This window comes from Lysobacter sp. OAE881 (assembly GCF_040546665.1).
GTDB classification, from domain to species: Bacteria; Pseudomonadota; Gammaproteobacteria; order Xanthomonadales; family Xanthomonadaceae; genus Lysobacter_J; species Lysobacter_J soli.
The window spans coordinates 2,595,616-2,614,450 of record NZ_JBEPOG010000001.1 but is presented as its reverse complement, the minus strand read 5'-3'; the positions used below and the strand labels follow the sequence as shown (position 1 = coordinate 2,614,450).

Genomic DNA, 18,835 nt, shown 5'->3' with positions numbered 1-18,835 from the left:
TGAAGCACCGCTTCGTTACCCCTCACCCCAACCCCTCTCCCGAGGGGAGAGGGGTTAAAAAAAACGGGCCCGCAAGCGGGCCCGTTCGCGTTTGCCGGCTCAAGCGGGGAGGGGTGGGCCGGCGCGCGTCTCCTGGATGCCTGAAGCTCAGGCAGCCTCTGCCAGAGGCGAACGGATGGACGCATGCGCAGCGGCCAGCGCATCGGCGCGGTGCTGCGGCGAGTACGCCACGCCCTCGGCGCGGATGATCTCCACGTCCTTGATGCCGATGAAGCCGAACACCTGACGGAGGTAGGCTTCCTGGAAATCCGCCGGGCTCGCGTCGCCGTACTGGCCGCCGCGACCGCTGACGATGATCACCTGCTTGCCGCCCGCCAGGCCTTCCGGACCGGCCTCGGTGTAGCGGAAGGTGCGCCCGGCGACGGCGACGCGGTCGATCCACGCCTTCAGCGTCGACGGAATGCTGAAGTTGTAAAACGGCGCGCCAATCACCACTACATCGGCAGACAGGAACTGCTGGAGCGTCGCTTCGTCCGCTTCGGCCTGGGCCGGATCGGCCTTGGCCAGCGAGCGCCCGGTGAGGTGCGGCAGGGGGTCGGAGTCAAGATCGCGGTACTCGACGGTCATGTCGGCATGGGCGTCCTGCCAGCGGGCCACGACGGCGGCGGTCAGTTCGCGGGTAACCGAATTGGTGCCAAGGGCACTGGTATCCAGATGCAGGAGCTTCATGATGGGCCTCGAATGGAACGATCGGCGGGGTTGCCGGCTCGGGGACCAATCTAGGTCGTTGCAGGGATGGTATAAATCTGGTCAACTATCACTAACTGTTCCGGAATTGGAATTATGGCCATGCAGGACCTGAACGACCTCTACTACTTCGCCATGGTGGTCGAGCACGGCGGCTTCGCCGCGGCCGAGCGGGCGCTGGGCATCCCGAAGTCCCGCCTGAGCCGTCGCATCAGCCAGCTCGAAACCGACCTGGGCGTGCGCCTGCTGCAGCGTTCCACGCGCCGCTTCGCCGTCACCGACGTCGGCAACAGCGTCTATCGGCATGCGCAATCGATGCTGGCCGAAGCGCAGGCCGCGCACGAAGTCGTCGACCGCCTCAGCGCCGAGCCGCGCGGCGTCATCCGCGTCAGCGTGCCGGTGGGCATGGCGCAGCAGCAGATGCCCAAGCTGCTGCCGGAATTCCTCGCGCGCTTCCCGCAGGTGCGCGTGCAACTTCTGGTAAGCAATCGCCGCGTCGACATCATCAACGAAGGCATCGACGTCGCCCTGCGCGTGCGCTCCAAGCTCGACGACGACGGCAGCCTGGTGATGCGCAGCTTCGGCCAGATCGCCGAACTGCTGGTCGCCAGCCCCGATTACCTCAAGCGCATGGGCCGCCCGAAGAACCCGGACGAACTGAGCGACCACGTCACCCTCAGCATGAGCGAGGACGACGCCCGCCAGCGCTGGGAACTGCACGGCCCCGACGGCGACGTGCGCCGCGTCGAACTCAAGCCGCGCGTGATGGGTTTCGATTTCCCCATGCTGATGCAGCTGGCGCAGCAGGGCGTGGGCATCACGCTGCTGCCGGAAACCATCTGCGCCGAAGCCGTGCGCCGCGGCGAGCTGGAAGTCGTGCTGCCCGACTGGCGCCTGCCGCAGGGCATCTTCCACGCGGTGTTCGCCTCGCGCCGCGGCCTGCTGCCGGCCGTGCGCGTCTTCATCGACTTCATCGCCGAGAAGGCACCGGGCCTGGTCGAATCCGCCCGCCTGCAGTGCAGCGAGATCAAGGGCAAGCCGTGCCCGGAGGACGTCGCGAAGCTTTCTCCCGCGGCGGTCCCCACAACGGCGCCCCGCATCGTCACCGAGGCATGAGAGAATGCGGCCCGCACCACGCGGGCCGCTTCGTTTGAGGGCCCGGTGCACCCGGGCCACCGGGTTCGCGATCGCCGTGCAACGCGGCATCGGTGCAAGGCGGTAACGCCATACGGAGAGATGGCCGAGTGGTTTAAGGCAGCGGTCTTGAAAACCGCCGAAGGGGCAAACCTTCCGTGGGTTCGAATCCCACTCTCTCCGCCAACGCTGTTGACCGCTGTCGCGAACTGGGATTGACGAGCAGAAGCAACGGCACCGACGTTGGTAGCGACACCGGCACGGGCACGGCAGCGGGCATCAGGCATCAGCTTTTCACACCCGGCTGAGTCCGCCTGCCGCACGCTTCGCGCGAACGACCGTCGTAGGCCCACGCTTTCTGGCTGGAGTCCGCCCATGCGCACCGTCGCGTTCCCCCTGATCCAGCGCCTCTCCGTCGCGGTCGTGTTGTTTGCCGCCGCCGGTTCCCCCGCCGCGCAGGACGATCCCACCGCGATGCCCGACCCGAGCGCCGACATCCGCGCGGCCGAGCAGAGCATCACCGACCAGTTCCAGCACACGGAGCAGTCGATCACCGGCTCGGGCACGTCCACCGGCACCACCGACACGCGCAGCGATTCGTGGACCAACGCCGGCAGCGTGGAAACCACCACGACCAGCAGCGGCCACTCGCACAGCGAACGCCGCAGCCACGACAGATGGAGCGACATCAGCGTCGGCACCGGCGGTGGGTGGAGCCACGCCGCGCCGCCGAACGGGGCCATCGTCGGTCGCTGGTCTCTGGCCCAGGACGGCGGCGACAACTGCACGATCGAACTCAAAGCCGACGAATGGTTCGGCGGCCATCGCGCCTACACCCCGGCGGGGTGCCCGGACGGCTTCTTCGACGTGAACCGCTGGACTGTCTCCGGCAACCAGCTGCAGCTGACCGACACCAATAACCGCATCATCGGCCGCTTCTGGCCCGCCGGCGATGGCCGCTGGTCCGGCAAGCGCGAGTCCGACGGCGCGCGGATGAGCCTCAATCGGTAGGCGGCGGTCGCGAGAGCGGGCCGGAGTAGGCAAGGCGCGTGTCGAGCACATGGCTCGGGCATCCGGGCTAAAAGCTCGACGCGCCGAGCTCGGAGCTCGGCGTCCCGAGCTCGAAGCTCGGATCGCGAGGCAAAAAGCTCGACGCACCGGGCTCGGAGCTCGGCCTTCCGAGCAAATAGCTCGACGCGCCAAGCTCGAAAGTCGGCTTTAGGAGCTAAAAGCTCGACGCGCCAAGTTCGGAACTCGGCCTTCCGAGCAAATAGCTCGACGCGCCGAGTTCGGAGCTCGAGCTTCCGAGCAAATAGGCCAACGCGCCGAGTTCGGAGCTCGGACTTCCAAGCAAAATTTCTCAACCGCCGCGTTTTGCCATTTGGAATGCGTGCGCGGAGGCCGCAGTTAGCCCGTCGACGTGCGCTACGTGCCGTCTCGGACCACGCGTCTGGACACGTCAAAAGCGGCCACGACTACGGCGCACGACTTACGCGTGCGCGGGCCGCAGAAACCCGACAGTCTTGATCGCAACGAACGTCCCGACCGCCTGCGCCGCGACGAAGGCGGCGACGTCCTCGGGCCGGATGCCCGCGAACGTCGCCGTGAGCGCACGTGCCAGCGTCACGGCGGGATTGGCGAAAGACGTGCTGGCGGTGAACCAGTACGCGGCGAAGATGTAACTGGCGACCAGCGCCGGTACTGCCGCGGGGCGATGACGCACGCCGAGCACGATGGTCAGGATCAACCCGAACGTGGCCACGGCTTCGCTGAGCCACTGCGACGCGCCGGTGCGGACATGCGTGCCGGCCTGCAGCAGCGGCAGATCGAACATGGCATGTGCGAGCAGCACGCCCGCAATGGCGGCGACCGTTTGCACGACGATGTACGCGACGGCATCGCGGCGGCTCAGGTCGCCGTGCAGATGCGCGACGACCGTCACCGCCGGGTTGAAGTGCGCGCCGGAAATCGGCGCCAGGATCACGATGAGCGCGTACAGCGCGCCCGCCGTGGCCGCTGCGTTCGCCAGCAGCGCGACGGCGGCGTTCCCGCGCGACAGCGCTTCGCCCATGATGCCGGAGCCGACGATCGCGGCGAGCAGCAGCGCGGTGCCGGTGAACTCGGCCGTCAGGCGACGCGACAGCGGCATCACAACGCAGCCAGCAGCGCCCGCACGCGCGCGGAGATCTCGTCGCGCACCGCCCGATAGCCGTCGTCGTCCATGTGCTTCGGATCGGGCAGGGCCCAGTCCTCACGCCGTTTGGCCGGCACCCACGGGCAGTCGTCGCCGCAGCCCATGGTGATGACCGCATCGAATTCGCCGGCGATTTCGTCGAGCGATTTCGACGCGTGCGCGGTGAGGTCATAACCGAGTTCGGACATGAAGCGCACGGCCTTCGGGTTGATCAGCCCCGAAGGTCGCGACCCGGCGCTGAAGGCCTCGACCTGGTCGCCGCCGTGGATGCGCGCGAAGGCTTCGGCCATCTGGCTGCGATTGGCGTTCTCCACGCAGACGAACAGGACGCGCTTCCTCTTCCCCTGATCCAGCGGTTTGGCCATGCAGGTTGCGGATTGCGGGCAGAGCGAACGGAACTGCGCGCTTGCACGCACGTCGTCCGGCGCGTCGTTGCGATCGATGATGCTGTAGCCGCGCCTGGCGAAGAACGGCGCGGCCGTTTGCGTGAGCAGAAGCAGACGATCGATGCCGCGCTCGCGGGCGAACGCTTCGAGTGCATCGACGAGCCGACCGCCGATGCCGCTTTCACGCAGGCCGTGGCGAACGGCGAGCGAACGCAGCAGGCCGGCGCGTTCGAACGACTCTATGCCGACGACGCCTACGATCACGCCCTCGTCGATGGCGACGACGAACTGCACGTTGGCGTGATCGAGATCGTCGACGGGAAGCCCGGCGTCGGCGAGCAGAGAACGGATCGCGTCGCGATCGTCGGGACGGTGGAGGCGCAGTTCCATGTCGGTCTCAGCAGCAGCCGGACGCGGGCGCGCAGCGGCTCTGCACGGCAGCAGGCGCGGGGCGGCATGCGGCGTCGGTCGAGCACGCATCGTCGGCCGCGTAGTAGGTGACCGCGTCGCCGAAGGTGTGGAAGGTTTCCCAACGCGTGCCTTGCGGGTCTTCGGTCCACATCTTGTCGGAGCGCGCGTAGCAGCACGTGGCGTCGGGTTCGGGAACGACGGTGCTGCCGGCCGCGTCGAGGCGGCGGCCGAGCGCGACGAGTTCATCGCCGCTATCGACCTGGATGCCCAGGTGATCGATGCCGGGCGCGCGCCCCGTGGTGGAAATCGCGAAGTTCACGCGCGGATCTTCGAGCATCCACTTGGCGTAATCGCCCTTGACCACCGCCGGCGCGCGGGCGAAAAGCTGCGTGTAGAAACGAATGCTGTCGTCGAGGTTCGACACGTTGAGGTGTACGTGGAAGCGGTTCACTTCGAGGCTCCTTTCTTGCGCGGCGTGCAGCCGCTGGCGGGCTCGCAGGCGGACTGGCCGCTGCAGCAGTTTTCGGTGAGGTAGGCGATCAGGCCGTTCATCTGCAGGTAGTTGGCCCGCACGCGGATGACGCGCCCCTCGCGCTGGTCGTGCACCAACGCCGCGTTGCGCAGGATGTTGAGCTGCGCGGTGAGCGTCGCGGCGGGAAGGTCGAGTCGGTCGCGCAACTCGCCGACCGACAACCCATCGGGCCCGGCCTGGACGAGTTCGCGAAACGCCGCCAAGCGCGCGTCGTGGCTGAGCGCGGCGAGGCTCTTGAGTGCGGTGTCGGTTTCCATAATTCCATGATTATGGAAATGTCGAAGCGTGTCAACCGGCTCAGTCCCGGCCCCCCCGGCTTTTTCGCATGGACGCCGCCGGCGGCGGTTAACGAACGTAACGCCCTGATCTCACAGGGAGTTGGTGATGCCGCGTCAGGCCGATGTGCGTTTCTTCTTTCGCCTCACCGAAGGACCGGAGCTGGAGGTGGTCCGCTTCGAGCTGACCGAGGGCGTCTCGCAGCCGTTCCGCCTCGCATTGGAGTTGGCGAGTGGGGGCGACGGCGTCGATGCGGCGACGATGCTCGATCGCGAAGCGACGCTCACCATCGAACGCGCCGGCGGTGTCGAGCGCCGCGTCGTCGGCATCGTGACGGCATTCGAGCAGGGTGAAACCGGCTTCCGTCGCACCCGATATCGCGCGGTCGTCGAGTCGCCACTGGCGCGGCTGGCTTTGCGGCACAACAGCCGCATCTTCCAGCAGGTCAACGCGACGGACATCCTCGGCAAGCTGCTGAAAGAGAACCGCGTTCTCGGAGCGCGCGCGTCGTACGCCGCGAGCCATGAGCCACGCGAATACTGCGTCCAGTATCGCGAGACCGATGCGACGTTCTTCCATCGCCTCGCCACCGAGGAAGGCATCGTCCACTGGCACGACACGCGCGAGGGCCGCGACGCGCTGGTCTTCAGCGACCGCATCGGCAGCGCGCCGCGGCTGGAGGACCACGACGCGGTCGTGTACCAGCCGCAACCCGCGGGCGACGCGCCCAGGCCGCACCTGTGGCGTTTCGCCCATCGTCGTCGGCTGGCGCCCACGCGCATCACGCAGCGCGAGTACACCTTCCACAATCCGCACTACGACCTCCAACAAGAGACGAGGGCGTTCGCCAGCGAGCAGGCCGTCGGTGACTACGAGCATTACGACTACGCCGCGCGCTACAAGCGCGACGAAGCCGGCAAGCCGTTCACGCGTTCGAAGCTCTCGGGCTTGCGCAATGCCGCCGAACAGGCGCGGATCGAAGGCGATGACGCGCGCCTGTTCCCGGGACTGGCGTTCCCGCTCATCGGCCATCCGGCCGAGCATCTCAACGCGCTCTGGCGCGTGATCGCGATGCGCCATGTCGGCGAGCAGGCGGCCTCTCAAGAGGCAGACGCAGCAGGAGCCGAGCACGGCAGCCGCTATTCGTACGAAGCGACCGTCGTCCCCGCGCATTACGACTGGAAGCCCGAGCCGGCGCCGCGCCCGGTCGTGGACGGCCCGCAGATCGCGCATGTGGTCGGCCCCGAGGGCGAGGAGATCCACTGCGACGAACACGGCCGCGTGCAGGTGTGGTTCCCGTGGGATCGCGAAAGCGGCCGGAAGGAGAACAGCACCTGCTGGATCCGCGTCTCGCAGGCCTGGGCCGGCGCGATGTACGGCTTCGTGGCGTTGCCGCGCGTCGGGCACGAGGTGATCGTCAGTTTCCTCGAAGGCGACCCGGACCAGCCGATCGTCACCGGCCGCGCATACCACGCCGCGAACCGCCCGCCGTACGAACTGCCGCGTCACAAGACGCGCACCACGTTCAAGTCGCAGACGCACAAGGGCGAGGGCTACAACGAGCTGCGCTTCGAGGATGAAGCCGGCCAGGAAGAGATCTTCGTCCACGCGCAGAAGGACCAGAACATCGTCGTGGAGCACGACGAAACGATGAAGGTCGGCCATGACCGCAGCGAGGACGTTGGCAACGATGAGTCCATTTCCATCGGGCACGACCGCAAGGAAAGCGTCGGCAACGATGAAACATTGAGCATCGGGCAGGACCGGCGCGAAACGCTGGGGCGCGATCACTTCATCGATGTCGGCCGGTCACGGCAGATGACCATCGCGAAGGACCTGGTCGAAACGGTCGGCAATGTCCGCGTCGAGAAGACGGCGACGGATCGCCACGCGGAAACCGGTGGGCACTACGAGCACAAGGTGGCGGGCAAGGTCACCGTGGAGGCGGGGGAGGCGATCACGCAGCAGACGCGGGTCGTCGAGATCAACGCCAGCGAGCGCCTCGTTCTGCGCGGCCCCGGCGGCACCGTCACGATTGCGGGCGACGGCATCGCCATCGAGGCCCTCGAAATCCGCATCAAAGGCCCGTGCAAGGTCGACGGTAGTGGCGTTGGAAACGACCTCTCGGTATTCGGCAGCCCGGCATCGGGAAAGTTGCCCGACTTCAGCTGGCCCGGCCGCGAGACCGACTGAGGAGACCTCCACCCATGAATGCACCTGCGAAGTCAAAAGCGATCGTTGCGTCGTGCTTCGGCTATCCCTTCAAGGACAAACAGGAACGCGAGTTCACCGATCCGCAGGCGCTGTACGAAGGGCTGTCCTTCGTGCAGGGCGGTCACTATCTGCTCGGTGCGCATGGTTTCTTCCATGGCGGCATCCACTTCGATCGATCGTGCAGCAATGCCTTCTCGCTCGACCGGGGGATTCGATGCCTGGCGGACGGCGAGGTCGTGGCGTATCGGACCAATCGCGAATACCTCGATGCGACCAAGGGAACCCCCGGCGACGGTCCAACGCTGCGGCCGTATTCCACCGGATTCGTGTTGGTGCGACACCGATTGCAGGCTCCCACGCCCCCGCAGCCGGACAAGCCCGCGCCGATGGATCACCCCATGGCCGATGCACGGAACATGGGCACGTACCTGTATTCCGATCCTGAAGGACGCCAGCGTGCAAGATGGTTGCGCCACGGCACACCGCTGACGGTGGAAATCGGCAAGTACGCGCCGGGCCGGCGCTACTTGCGCGTGCTTGGCATCGGTGGACCGGGCTCGCCGGCGACCGGCTGGATTTCGCCCACGTGGCTGGCGCTCGATCCGGCGGCAGGCACCAGCCTTTTCAACGTGCTGGGCTTCAAGGAAGAGGTTTTGACGTTCGTCCAAGGCGGCGACCACCCGGACCCCGAGCGCGTGGCCGCCTACAAACAGAACAAGGCCGAACGCGAACGTCCCGCGCCAGCTCCGGCGCCCGCGCTGACGCTGTACAGCCTCTACATGCACCTGGCGGATTTCGCCGACTATCGAAAGCAGACGCAATGGAAGCGTCCGGCTTGGTGGCCCACGAAACGCTATCGGGTTGGAAAGAAGGCGACGGATGGCCGAGGCGGGGCACCCGAGCATTCTGGCCGCCAATGGATAAGCCGGTTTCCCACGAGTCAGAACATCAACGACCTAACGCCAGGATTTGCGTCCTCCGTGGGGCGATTCACTGCGGCGCTCACGGCGTCAGGCGCCACCGTTCAAGTCAACGCGACGCATCGGCCGCCCGAGCGGGCATACCTCATGCACTACGCATGGCGCATTGCCCGTGAAGGCCTGGACCCTGCGTCCGTTCCCTCGATGGAGGGAGTCGACATCGACTGGGCGCATGCCAACTCCAGGGGAGTCACTGATGTAACTGCTGCGAGGCAGGCGGCCCGGGACATGGTCGACGGCTATCGCATTGTGTTTCGCCCGTCACTGACTTCGCGCCACACAGAAGGGCGTGCAATCGACATGAACATTGCGGGTGCGATTGGCCGGACGATCGTGGACGCGACTGGCCGCGAGCGGACTGTGGGCTCATCGGCCGATCTCCACGAGATCGGACGAAGCTACGGCGTCATCAAACTGGCGACCGATCCTCCGCACTGGTCCGACGACGGCCATTAATTGGAGATGCGATGAAGAATTTTCTTTATGTGCTCGCCGCAACGTGTGTACTGGTTGGTTGTGTGCGCAGCGATGACATTCTGCAGGATGGATCCAGGCGCCCGAATTACAACGGGAGCATGGACATGGGATTCGCGCAGCGCGACGAATCTGGCATCCGCGTCTATCTGTCCGATGAGCTGCGTCCAGAGGATTCGCTCACTCTGCGGTTCGCCTCAGACGATTCCCATTGCTGCCACTCCGTTTCGGCAGCGTCGGCCACCGAGGTTTCCGGCGCCGAAGAAGTCGTCACCGATGCGATCACCGGACGTCCGCTTCATCATTACTACTTGCGCAAGACGCTCCCCGGCCCGCCCGATCTCGGCATCGTGGTAGTCAATGCCGACGTGAGGAGCTCTGGCGAGCATGTCACCGTCACGACGCCATCGGGCGACCTGGATGTAATGACCTGCCAAAGTAGTGAGGGGATTCATCTGTTCGCCAATCAGATGGGCAGGCAGGTGGAGCACCTGTACTACGCACTCGACTATGAGGTCGAACCAACCTGTCCTCGCGAGTTGTTCTAGCGGTCTAGTGACGAGGTCGCGAAATGACAGGCAAACATGCCGTTGGGCTGAACGTGCGAGCAGAGGCGTCAGGCCGAAGCCAGATCCTGGGCCTGCTGCTCCGTGACAGCGTGATTGAGGTCGGCGAGCGCTCCACCGACAGGAAGTGGGCACGAATCGCCAAAATCGTGGAAGGTGGAATCGACTCCGTTCGTTCCGACGGTTCGGTGCCGCCAGAGGCCGCGAGTGGGTGGGTGTTCCTCGCTGAGCTGGATCCGGAGCCAACCCCGGTCGCATTTGATGAAGTCGTGGTGCTGGACGAGCCCCATGTGGTCAAACAAGGCGATGTGCTGGGCTATCTCGGTGAGGACGTACCGTCGCGAGCTAACCCGATCGCCAATCAGCCCGTGTCGCGCCGCCTGCTGCACTTGGAAGTTTTCAGCGGGGATGACGTGCCCGCCTACCTGGCTGCCAGTCGGCAATGGGCCGGCGCCACGTTGGGCGATAAGGAGCGCACGCTGCTTCTTCTTCGCCCCGGCGACACTTTGCACACGGAACCGAACGGTGCCGTGGCTTGCACGTTGAACTGGGCGCAGGTGCTGCCACTGTCGACCTTGGAGTCGAAGGAAGTCGACGGCCAACGCTGGCGCAAGGTAAAGGGGCTCGTGCTCGACAACGGTCGCATGGGCGAAGGTTGGGCGAAGGAGGCGGGGCACTTGGCATCGCCGTGGGAATGGCCCGGCTTCGACGTCGTTGACGAGCACGCCAGCAGCTCCGGTGGAATATTCGAGGACGCGGCCGCGTGGGCGGGGTTCATCAAGAAGGAAGGACCGCGTCCCGAAGAAACTCCGTTCTACAAGCAACTGCGCAGGATGCTGGACACCAATCACGACGACCTGGTCAGCGAACAGGAGCTGGACGCCGCACTGCGCGATCGATCAAAGGCCGCGCATATGGCCCGCATCATCGTGCGTCACGACAGCGCATGGGCGAAGGAGCCGGCAGTGCGCCAGCGAAACATGATGGCACGCATCGCGGAGTTGTTGGGCCCCGGAGCTGTGGAGCAAGTAGAGGCAGAGGCGCCCAGGGCGGGGAAGTTGCCTTGGTGGGATGAGGTTGCTGCGAGCGTTGATGGTTTTCCCAAGGCGCCGCGGGTGTATCACTTTCACCCGGGCGGGGTGGCGGGAAACTACATTGCTCCTGCTCTTGATGACCTGAAGGTGTCGCGTGGTCAAGTCACATTTGATGCTGAGGGAAACGACGCTCCCGGCAGCGCGTACTTCAGTCGTCGACTGCACTGGCCGGGAGGTGCTTCGGGCGTAACGCTGGGGAGGGGGTACGACATGAAGCACAGAACACAGGAGGCCGTGCACGCGGATCTTGTCTCGGCGGGCGTGGATGAATCGTCTGCTCGTGACTTCGCGCAAGGTGCGGGGCTCGCCGGTCAAGCGGCACAAAGATTCGTGAGCACGCACCGGGAGGAATTTGGAGAAATCTCTAGGACTGCACAACGCATCCTTTTTGAGAGCATTGTCTACCCTAGGTACGAAGAAGCGGCACAACGGCAGTATCGAGAGGCTACGCACGAAAACGCGAACCTAATGGCTTGGGAGCAGTTGGATGTGCGTGTCCGTGATATCGCAGTCGACCTTACTTACCAACAGGGTAGTATTTGGAAAAGACAACTTCCTTACATTGTCGGCAATGATCGCGAAGCATTGGCTCATTACATAGAAAGTACACAAGAGCTCGCACGCTACGAGCCGGGTCGCCGCCGAGCTCGCTATCTGCGGAGGTGAAGAAGAATATGGCAAAGCATCAACTCGTCGCGCTGCTTGTCGTTGTATCGATCGCAGCATGTCGCTCCAGCCAATCGAGCACAGCATCAGATAACAAAGACACTCAGCCCAGCATGGAAAGAGGGCCATCGCTCGCCTGGATCGGAGAGTATCGAACCAAAAGTGGCCTTTGCACGACACCGGATGACGGTGCTTCGTGCGCACACGAGTTTGAAGATTGCCTGAGTATAAAACGCAGTGTCGATGGATATTATGTCGAGCTGCATAGCACACAAGCCAGCCAGAACACATGCTCATTTCGAGTGGAAATGAAGGCAGCAAAGGATGGGCGCTTAGTGCTAGACACCTCAGTGGGGAGTCTATCTCTATTGAGAAAAGGTGACGCTATTGAGGTTTCATCTCCTGGGGTGGACCCGACTGCTCTTGGCCTCGGCTTTTGCGGTGCGCACGCAGATATCGACGGGCTCGTCTTTCCATTGAGTGCAAAGAAGGACGTCGAAACACCGTGCTTCAGCGGGGGCTAGTTTGTTCCTTGCGGAGAGTTGTCGAGCTGAAGAGATGGCTCGTTCAAATAGCGAGAAGTGCAACTCAGGTGAGTCAGGGGCGGTGTGTTTTGAGAGGAAGGTCGTAGCAGGCTGGGCCATGAAAATACTTACCAATCTTGCGGGAAGTCTTCTGCTCTTCTTTGCGCTGTTCCCCGCTTGGGCCGGCGTGGTGGAGGCCTATGAGAGAGGCGGCACTTTAGTGCTCATCACCGAGACATCTTTAGTCGCCACGGGAGGCAATGTTTCCGCCGGGTCTGATGCTTCTGCCGATTGCACTGTCGCAGCAGAAATTCCAGTTTTCAACCAGTGGCGTAAGGTTTCCTCTATCCAGAGCGAACCAACCTCGGACGTCCGTATGTTGAGCAGAAAATCAGGTCAGGTGCTGGAGATCGTCAGCCTGGACGTATTTGGCTATTGCGGGCTACGCAGCGACTTCCTGGGTGCATATCGGAAAGTGAAAGTCGATCGTTCGGCTATCAGTAGCGTTCGTGCGATCTTGGTGGCAGCCCATGAGGCTGCGTTAGATGCTTCGAAGCTGCGGGGCGCAGCTGATGCCGCGAGTCTGATGCGGCCGTTTGCGGGGCTTGCCGACTTCAGTTTGGCGTTTGACCAGAAGGAGTTGGCTTCGGCTTGTTCATTCACGAACGACTATGGCTATTTCTTGCAGCAGAGTCATCAGGAGTCTGCCTCAATTCCGCCCCTGCTTAGCGTCGTCCACGCTTGTCCCGGACGAACGGTTGCATATCTGAATCTTGGGGACTCCTATTGGGCAGTCGGCGATGCAGCGTCCGCGTCTCTCTTCTACCAGCGGTACATCGATCTGCTTCGTGAAACTGGCCGGATCAAAACGGCTCCGAGGCGTGTTTTCGTCCGAACAAGAATGCAGAGTGAGGCGCCGGCTGGGAGGTGACGAGTGCGCGTCACGCATAGTGTGGGTGAGCCTCATTGCCATAAGCTCGTTAGCGAGCCGCCCACCGCGCCTGCTCGGTCCTTTCCAGTGCCGGTAACTGCCCAAACGTGTCGATCTTTGGCGGTGGCGTCACCATTTTTGCGCCTGCCAAAGCAGGGGGGCGACTATGCGTGAGGTGTTAGGCGCGATTGCGACAAGCATCGCGTTTGGTAGTGCAACTTCGCTTGCGCCTAGCGTCGTCCTCGCTGATGGACCTAGACCTAAAGACGGCTCCGACGCGCAGGCTCACGCGCCCCTCTGCAGGATCGGCGAAACGACGGTGCTCTCATTCCAGACGGAAGCAGGACTCAGGACCATCTCATTGTGCGAGGGTGCCGGGTCCACATATATGGTCTACAGGTCTGGACGACCCAAGCACATTAAGCTGCAGTATCCGAGGGTTGCCAACACGAACTCCTGGCGGAGTTTCGAGTTTGCCGGATATTCCCGCGAGGGAGGGGCATCGAATGACGCTATGGGTGATTACACCCTACGGTTCGTCAATCGCGATGTCGTGTATACGGTCTTTCAAAGCTGGCGCGTTAGCGGCAGCGAGTACCGGGTGGGGGTCTTGATAGAGGTCAAGGGGAGGACGGTGGTCCTGAAGGGAAATGCCGCCACCCAGATTGGTTCGCTGATGTCGCTGGAAACAAACAAGAAGATCAAGAATGCCTGGTGATGTAAGCGCTCGTGGGACGTACCGGGGCGCAATCATGCCGTCGATGGAGCTCCCTTGAGCAGGCGCCAGCACGGCTGGCTAATGATCGCGCTCCCAGCAGCTTCAACGTTTGATCTTAGCCGCCGAGCCATGTGCGGTTCGATCGTCCGTGGAGAGCGGTGGACACCGCCCGCACGCCGCCTGAACAGGCGCGCTCTGAGCGCCAAGGCCCTATCCGGGCTACACTGCACCTCGGCCAGCCCATCTGGCGCTCTCCGGCGCACTGCGCCGATCCCCGCAACCGCACCGCCAAGCCTTTCCGCCGCCAGGCGCAGTGAAGGCTGCATTCACGGCGACTTCCCGCTCCAGGTGGCACAAGTGAGGAGCGCCCGCTCCAACGCCGCCGCCGCTTCTCCACGGGCCTGACCGCCAGTGCGTCTTTCCCACAGCCCTACGGGCGCCTCGTCTCCAGGAGCCACACCCCAGATGCCGGATCGACAACGAAGCCCCGCCAAGCAGCCAGCGCCTGTCCTAGCGGCGGCCGACTGCGCGCGGTGCGATGCCGTTTGTTGCCGGCTGACCGTGGTGGTTCAGCCCGAAGACCACATTCCGTCCCACCTGACGACCGAGCTCCCCGGTGGGCTGCGGGTCATGGCGAAGGACGAGGATGGCTGGTGCGTGGCGGTGGACGGCTCGCGCATGAACTGCGGGATCTACGACAGCCGGCCCGACGTCTGCCGCCGTTTCGCGATGGGCGGCCCGTATTGCGACGCGATCCGCGAAGACTACGCACGCGACCATGCGCGCGCGATCGAGCTCGTCCTTCAATGATGCACACACCCACCGGAGGCACACCCATGTCCAGCTATCGCCCGACCGGGGCGAACGGATACACCACATCCCCGTTCGGCAAGCCGTCGCCCGACAAGGAAGTGACGCACGAACGGATCGCCGCCGACATGGACGCCTTCAGCAAGGCCGGCGGTCAGGTGGAGATCCTGGGTGTCACGCCGCTGCGTCGCAAACCCGAGAAGGACGCCCTGGCCTCGACGAGCGGGGCAGCGGCGAAGAAGACCGTTCCCGCGCGCCCGAAGGCCCGCTGAGCCACAATCAGATTGCCCACGACCACGGCATGGTCGTCGACTCCACCCAACACAAAGCGAGGAGCCCACTTGCCCAAGCCCAACTACTCATTCGAAAAGCGCCAGCGCGAAATCGCCAAGAAGAAGCAGCAGGACGAGAAGGCCGCGAAGAAGGCCGCCGCGCGCGAGGCGAACAAACCGGCTACCCGCAGCGACAACGACGACGATCGCGCTCCGCCTTCCGGGGAGCGTTGAGCGCGGCACAACGGCGTCGGTCGGAGTTCTCGTTCGACGACCGAAAGATCCGCCGGATCGTCGATCGCGGCTGAGTGCGCGTGGACGCGTCGATGAAAACCATCGCCCTGCTGCCCGGCTTCATGCTCGACGACGCGCTGTGGGACGACTTCGTTCCGCATCTGCCCGGCGACTGGCGCGTGCAGCGCATCGCGCTGCCGCGCGGTCGCACGGTACGGGACGTCGCGGACGCCGTGGCGGCGCAACTTGCCGAGCCCACCCGTACTGCTCGGTTTCTCGATGGGCGGCTACGTCGCGCGTGCGCTCGCAGCGGCGCATCCGCAATGGATCGAAGCGCTCGTGCTTATCGCGACATCCGCGAGAGGCGAGCGTGCGGCCGCGCCGCTTTCGGGTTCGACGGGGCGTGCCACGTTCGCGGGGCTCAGCCGTCGTGCGATCCAGCGATCACTGGGCCCCAACCATGCGAATGATGAGGCGCTCATCGAACGCGTACGCGCGATGAGCATCCGTTTGGGTGCGGACGCGTTCGATTGGCAATCGGCGCTGGATCGAACCGACATTCCGCTCGAACGGATCTCGTGTCCCACGCTGGTGGTGGCCGCGCGCAACGACCAGCTCCGCTCCATCGACGAATCGCGCGAACTCGTCGATGCGATACGCCGCGCGGAACTTAGGATCATCGAGGGCACGGGGCATCTGATCCCGCTCGAAGCGCCGCGGCAGCTGGCCGAAACGTTGCTCAACTGGCTGCGTCGGTAATAAGCCGAACCTGGATTCCGCGCAGCCGATTTCACGCCGGGTAAACGGGCTCAACCACAGCATCGCCTCGCCATCGCGCAGCGTCGATTCGCTGCCTTCTCCGGAATGGAGGCCTGCCATGCGTACCGCACTGGGCGTCGTACTGATCCTTGCAACGGTGACAGGTTGTCGCGATGCGTCCGAGCCGCCGGCCCCGGCCGCCACGCCGTCCGTTGCGGCTCCCGCGCCTTCCGCGCAAACGCCTCCAGCCACTGCCGAAGCAACGCCGGGAGGCGAGCCGGTCACGGCCGAGAACTTCGTGCGTGCGGAAACCGACGTCTACTTCGGCAAGATCCTGAAGGACGCGGGTGCGGTCGGAAAATTCCACCACAACCGCGACGTGACGCCGATCGAGCACCAGCCCGTCGTGCGCCAGAACCGCGACACGCTGTATACGTCCGCGGTGTTCGATCTGGACGCCGGCCCGGTGACGGTTACCCTGCCCGACGCCGGTGGGCGTTTCATGTCGATGCAGGTGATCGACCAGGACGAGTACACCCCGAAGGTGGTCTACACCGCCGGCCCGCACACGCTCACGCGCAAGGACATCGGCACGCGCTACGTGGCGACGGCGATTCGCATCCTGGTCGACCCGAACAGTCCGGAAGACCTGGCGAAAGTGCGCGCGTTGCAGGATGCGATCAAGGCCGAGCAGCCCGGCGGTCCGGGTTCGTTCGACGTGCCGCACTGGGATACGGCGAGCCAGAAGAAGGTCCGCGATGCGTTGTTGACGCTCGCCTCGACCTTGCCCGATTCACGCAAGGCGTTCGGGACGAAGGCCGAAGTCGATCCGGTGCGCCGCCTGGTCATGGCCGCTTCGGCGTGGGGCGGCAATCCCGACAAGGACGCGCTTTATCTCAACGTCGTTCCCGAAAAGAACGACGGGACCACGGTCCACCGCCTCACCGTGAAGGACGTGCCGGTCGACGGGTTCTGGTCCATCAGCCTCTACAACGGCGACGGCTTCTTCCAGCAGAACGAGCACAACGCGTACTCGATCAACAACGTCACCGCGAAGAAGGCCGACGACGGCTCGGTTACCGTGCAGTTCGGCGGGTGCGACGGAAAGATCCCGAACTGCCTGCCGATCATGAAAGGCTGGAACTACCTCGTTCGCCTGTATCGCCCGCGACCGGAAGTGCTGTCGGGCAAGTGGACGTTCCCGGTGCCGCAGCCCGTGGTGGCCGCCGGATCGTAGCGCCTGACCGGATGGCCGCAGTCAGCGGAACGACGCGCGCACTTCCAGTGCCGTGCGGGCCGGATCCTGCAGGTGCGGGAAATGGCCGATGCCGGGCAGCACGTCGATCTGCAGCCGCGCCTTCGCCGCGAATTCCAGGCCCATGTCCGGGCGGATGTAGATGTCGCGCTCGCCCCACACCACGCGCACCGGCGTCTGCAGTTTCGCGACGTTCGCTTCGAAGTACCGCTGGTCGCGGGTGAAGTGGGCGTAGTAGTGCGCGAACGCATCGACGGTCGTCATGCCGCCGCGGTTCCAGTTGTTCGCGATGTCGGCCTGGAATTCCCGCGCAAGGTCGTACTGCGATTCCGGCGGAAGGTCGCGGCGGTGAACGTTCGCGATGATGTCGGCGTGGTTGGCGTTCATCGCCGCGCGCGTGGGCTCGGCGCTGCCCGGGGACTTCAGGTTTCGCAGGTTTTCGTGCATCAGTTGCGGCCGGTCGAACGGTGCGAAATCGCCGACGATGATGCCCCGCGCGATGTGCGGTTCGTCCAGGGCGAGCAGCAGCGCGGGCAGGGCGCCGATGTCGGTCGCGTAGATCGTCAGCTTCGACGTATCGATGCGCTCATGGGCGATGTAGGCCTTCAGCACGCGGGCGTAATCGGCGGGCGCATAGGCGAAGCGGTCGGGCGAGGGACGCGATGACTGTCCGTAGCCCGGCCAGTCGAACGCATGCACTTCGTAATCGTCGCCCAGCGCGATGGCGATGTCCTTGAAGGCGAGGCTCGATTCCGGGAAGCCATGCAGGAACAGGACGGTGCCCTGCGGATTCGCATTGCGGACGACGAGCTGGCGAAGGGTGATGTCGTCATCGAGACGAACGAAGCCGGTTTCGGCCGAAGTCGGCTTCTCGTTGGCGCCGGCGACGGGCGTGCTGGCGATGGCGGTCGCGAGCAGGAGGTGGGCGAAGTTCATGGCGGCAATCCGGTCAGGTCGGTGGAGGCGGATCGCCGGTGCTGCATCGCGTCCGCCATCGCATTGGGCGCCTGCCACGTATCGACGATATGTCGGCGCCGGCCTGTTCATGTATCGCCGTGTACGCCTGCCACCGCCTGCGGCGTCCTGCGGAAGCTGATCGCCAGGCGGTTGTACGTGTTCATCAGCCCGATGGCGATGGTCAGGTCGACGAGGTCCTTCTCGCCGAATACCGCCAGCGCAGCCTGGTAGTCGTCATCGGGCACGCCGGTCTGCGCGACGCGCGTGACGCTTTCGGCCCAAGCGAGCGCGGCGCGTTCACGTTCGCTGAACAGCGTGCCGGCTTCGCGCCACGCCTGCACGAGCGCGAGCTTTTCGATCGCCACGCCGCGACCGACGAGATCGCGCGTGTGCAGGTCCAGGCAGTAGGCGCAATTGTTGATCTGCGAGATGCGCAGGTACACCAGGTCCACCAGGTCGGCGGGCAGCGCGCTCTGCATCACGTGGCCGTAGACGCCGCCGAGCGCCTTGATGCCCTTCGGCGAGATCTGCGTGTAGTCCAGGCGTTGGGTCATGTCGATTTCCTCGATGTGGTCGGTGCGATGCGCACGGTTTCCGGCGCGGGAGCGCATGCTCGCGCGCTTCGGTTCGCCTGTGCACTACCTGTCGCATGACGCATCGTTGCGCCGTTTTTTCCGGCGAACCTGTCACAACACGGCCCA

General features: G+C 64.6%; 20 protein-coding genes and 1 tRNA gene. 14 read left to right on the top strand and 7 right to left on the bottom strand.

Features of this window, described 5'->3' with window-relative positions; genetic code table 11:
* Positions 1-147 precede the first annotated feature (147 nt).
* Positions 148-729 carry an FMN-dependent NADH-azoreductase gene (locus tag ABIE51_RS12115; protein WP_192630918.1) on the bottom strand — a complete coding sequence of 194 codons (582 nt, stop codon included), beginning with the start codon at positions 727-729 and terminating at the stop codon, positions 148-150.
* A gap of 105 nt (positions 730-834) precedes the next feature.
* Between ABIE51_RS12115 and ABIE51_RS12110 the strand changes: the two genes are divergently transcribed.
* From ABIE51_RS12110 to ABIE51_RS12100, 3 genes are all read left to right on the top strand, one after another.
* Positions 835-1,863: a LysR family transcriptional regulator gene (locus ABIE51_RS12110; protein ID WP_192631693.1), complete on the top strand. Its 1,029-nt coding sequence runs from the start codon at positions 835-837 to the stop codon at positions 1,861-1,863.
* A 114-nt stretch (positions 1,864-1,977) separates the two neighbouring features.
* Positions 1,978-2,067: transfer RNA gene (locus tag ABIE51_RS12105), tRNA-Ser, on the top strand.
* 189 nt (positions 2,068-2,256) lie between these two features.
* Entirely contained in the window at positions 2,257-2,892 is a 636-nt protein-coding gene (locus ABIE51_RS12100; RefSeq protein WP_192630917.1) for an AprI/Inh family metalloprotease inhibitor, read from the top strand.
* Between the two features lie 478 nt (positions 2,893-3,370).
* Here the strand turns inward: ABIE51_RS12100 and ABIE51_RS12095 are convergent, their stop codons facing one another.
* Genes ABIE51_RS12095 through ABIE51_RS12080 form a run of 4 tightly spaced genes read right to left on the bottom strand, consistent with a single transcriptional unit; the run spans position 3,371 to position 5,661 of the window.
* Positions 3,371-4,030 carry an aquaporin gene (locus tag ABIE51_RS12095; protein ID WP_192630916.1) on the bottom strand — a complete coding sequence of 220 codons (660 nt, stop codon included), beginning with the start codon at positions 4,028-4,030 and terminating at the stop codon, positions 3,371-3,373.
* A complete protein-coding gene (gene arsN2, locus ABIE51_RS12090) occupies positions 4,030-4,851 on the bottom strand; it encodes an arsenic resistance N-acetyltransferase ArsN2 (RefSeq protein ID WP_192630915.1) in 822 nt (273 codons plus the stop codon). Before arsN2 ends, ABIE51_RS12095 begins: the two co-directional genes overlap by 1 nt.
* Before the next feature lie 7 nt (positions 4,852-4,858).
* On the bottom strand, positions 4,859-5,323 hold the full coding sequence (locus ABIE51_RS12085) for an ArsI/CadI family heavy metal resistance metalloenzyme (RefSeq protein ID WP_192630914.1): 465 nt from the start codon (positions 5,321-5,323) through the stop codon (positions 4,859-4,861).
* A complete protein-coding gene (locus tag ABIE51_RS12080) occupies positions 5,320-5,661 on the bottom strand; it encodes an ArsR/SmtB family transcription factor (RefSeq protein WP_157030433.1) in 342 nt (113 codons plus the stop codon). The genes ABIE51_RS12085 and ABIE51_RS12080 overlap by 4 nt, the downstream gene beginning before the upstream one ends.
* Positions 5,662-5,788: 127 nt before the next feature.
* Between ABIE51_RS12080 and ABIE51_RS12075 the strand changes: the two genes are divergently transcribed.
* The 11 genes from ABIE51_RS12075 (at position 5,789) to ABIE51_RS12025 (ending at position 17,159) form a co-directional block, all read left to right on the top strand.
* The gene (locus tag ABIE51_RS12075; protein WP_192630913.1) at positions 5,789-7,873 is read left to right on the top strand and encodes a type VI secretion system Vgr family protein; all 2,085 of its coding nucleotides are present in this window, start codon (positions 5,789-5,791) and stop codon (positions 7,871-7,873) included.
* Positions 7,874-7,887: 14 nt separating this feature from the next.
* Entirely contained in the window at positions 7,888-9,330 is a 1,443-nt protein-coding gene (locus tag ABIE51_RS12070; RefSeq protein ID WP_192630912.1) for a hypothetical protein, read from the top strand.
* 11 nt (positions 9,331-9,341) lie between these two features.
* Positions 9,342-9,896: a hypothetical protein gene (locus ABIE51_RS12065; RefSeq protein WP_192630911.1), complete on the top strand. Its 555-nt coding sequence runs from the start codon at positions 9,342-9,344 to the stop codon at positions 9,894-9,896.
* 23 nt (positions 9,897-9,919) lie between these two features.
* Positions 9,920-11,674, top strand: a complete 1,755-nt coding sequence (locus ABIE51_RS12060; protein WP_192630910.1) for a DUF8812 domain-containing protein — start codon at positions 9,920-9,922, stop codon at positions 11,672-11,674.
* Positions 11,675-12,316: 642 nt separating this feature from the next.
* Complete coding sequence (locus tag ABIE51_RS12055) at positions 12,317-13,129, top strand: hypothetical protein (protein WP_192630909.1); 813 nt, start codon at positions 12,317-12,319, stop codon at positions 13,127-13,129.
* 514 nt (positions 13,130-13,643) lie between these two features.
* Positions 13,644-13,847, top strand: a complete 204-nt coding sequence (locus ABIE51_RS12050; RefSeq protein WP_192630908.1) for a hypothetical protein — start codon at positions 13,644-13,646, stop codon at positions 13,845-13,847.
* 465 nt (positions 13,848-14,312) lie between these two features.
* The gene (locus ABIE51_RS12045; RefSeq protein WP_115841604.1) at positions 14,313-14,657 is read left to right on the top strand and encodes a YkgJ family cysteine cluster protein; all 345 of its coding nucleotides are present in this window, start codon (positions 14,313-14,315) and stop codon (positions 14,655-14,657) included.
* A 26-nt stretch (positions 14,658-14,683) separates the two neighbouring features.
* Positions 14,684-14,929, top strand: coding sequence for a hypothetical protein (locus ABIE51_RS12040; protein WP_192630907.1), 246 nt, complete (start codon positions 14,684-14,686; stop codon positions 14,927-14,929).
* A gap of 69 nt (positions 14,930-14,998) precedes the next feature.
* Complete coding sequence (locus ABIE51_RS12035) at positions 14,999-15,163, top strand: hypothetical protein (protein WP_181902729.1); 165 nt, start codon at positions 14,999-15,001, stop codon at positions 15,161-15,163.
* Between the two features lie 279 nt (positions 15,164-15,442).
* Entirely contained in the window at positions 15,443-15,922 is a 480-nt protein-coding gene (locus tag ABIE51_RS12030; RefSeq protein WP_354504875.1) for an alpha/beta fold hydrolase, read from the top strand.
* A 118-nt stretch (positions 15,923-16,040) separates the two neighbouring features.
* Positions 16,041-17,159 (top strand): DUF1254 domain-containing protein, encoded by a 1,119-nt coding sequence (locus ABIE51_RS12025; RefSeq protein ID WP_192630905.1) that lies wholly within the window; start codon positions 16,041-16,043, stop codon positions 17,157-17,159.
* A gap of 21 nt (positions 17,160-17,180) precedes the next feature.
* On the opposite strand, the gene ABIE51_RS12020 is transcribed toward ABIE51_RS12025, so the two are convergent.
* Both ABIE51_RS12020 and ABIE51_RS12015 read right to left on the bottom strand, forming a co-directional pair.
* Positions 17,181-18,113 carry an alpha/beta fold hydrolase gene (locus tag ABIE51_RS12020; protein ID WP_192630904.1) on the bottom strand — a complete coding sequence of 311 codons (933 nt, stop codon included), beginning with the start codon at positions 18,111-18,113 and terminating at the stop codon, positions 17,181-17,183.
* 107 nt (positions 18,114-18,220) lie between these two features.
* On the bottom strand, positions 18,221-18,688 hold the full coding sequence (locus ABIE51_RS12015) for a carboxymuconolactone decarboxylase family protein (protein WP_192631692.1): 468 nt from the start codon (positions 18,686-18,688) through the stop codon (positions 18,221-18,223).
* Positions 18,689-18,835: the final 147 nt, after the last annotated feature.

Bases quoted from the DNA above. Each gene is read 5' to 3' on its own strand.
- ABIE51_RS12115 (WP_192630918.1), bottom strand. From the start codon at position 729: ATGAAGCTCCTGCATCTGGATACCAGTGCCCTTGGCACCAATTCGGTT.
- ABIE51_RS12100 (WP_192630917.1), top strand. From the start codon at position 2,257: ATGCGCACCGTCGCGTTCCCCCTGATCCAGCGCCTCTCCGTCGCGGTC.
- ABIE51_RS12095 (WP_192630916.1), bottom strand. From the start codon at position 4,030: ATGCCGCTGTCGCGTCGCCTGACGGCCGAGTTCACCGGCACCGCGCTG.
- arsN2 (WP_192630915.1), bottom strand. From the start codon at position 4,851: ATGGAACTGCGCCTCCACCGTCCCGACGATCGCGACGCGATCCGTTCT.
- ABIE51_RS12080 (WP_157030433.1), bottom strand. From the start codon at position 5,661: ATGGAAACCGACACCGCACTCAAGAGCCTCGCCGCGCTCAGCCACGAC.
- ABIE51_RS12075 (WP_192630913.1), top strand. From the start codon at position 5,789: ATGCCGCGTCAGGCCGATGTGCGTTTCTTCTTTCGCCTCACCGAAGGA.
- ABIE51_RS12070 (WP_192630912.1), top strand. From the start codon at position 7,888: ATGAATGCACCTGCGAAGTCAAAAGCGATCGTTGCGTCGTGCTTCGGC.
- ABIE51_RS12065 (WP_192630911.1), top strand. From the start codon at position 9,342: ATGAAGAATTTTCTTTATGTGCTCGCCGCAACGTGTGTACTGGTTGGT.
- ABIE51_RS12060 (WP_192630910.1), top strand. From the start codon at position 9,920: ATGACAGGCAAACATGCCGTTGGGCTGAACGTGCGAGCAGAGGCGTCA.
- ABIE51_RS12055 (WP_192630909.1), top strand. From the start codon at position 12,317: ATGAAAATACTTACCAATCTTGCGGGAAGTCTTCTGCTCTTCTTTGCG.
- ABIE51_RS12050 (WP_192630908.1), top strand. From the start codon at position 13,644: ATGGGTGATTACACCCTACGGTTCGTCAATCGCGATGTCGTGTATACG.
- ABIE51_RS12045 (WP_115841604.1), top strand. From the start codon at position 14,313: ATGCCGGATCGACAACGAAGCCCCGCCAAGCAGCCAGCGCCTGTCCTA.
- ABIE51_RS12040 (WP_192630907.1), top strand. From the start codon at position 14,684: ATGTCCAGCTATCGCCCGACCGGGGCGAACGGATACACCACATCCCCG.
- ABIE51_RS12030 (WP_354504875.1), top strand. From the start codon at position 15,443: ATGGGCGGCTACGTCGCGCGTGCGCTCGCAGCGGCGCATCCGCAATGG.
- ABIE51_RS12025 (WP_192630905.1), top strand. From the start codon at position 16,041: ATGCGTACCGCACTGGGCGTCGTACTGATCCTTGCAACGGTGACAGGT.
- ABIE51_RS12020 (WP_192630904.1), bottom strand. From the start codon at position 18,113: ATGAACTTCGCCCACCTCCTGCTCGCGACCGCCATCGCCAGCACGCCC.
- ABIE51_RS12015 (WP_192631692.1), bottom strand. From the start codon at position 18,688: ATGACCCAACGCCTGGACTACACGCAGATCTCGCCGAAGGGCATCAAG.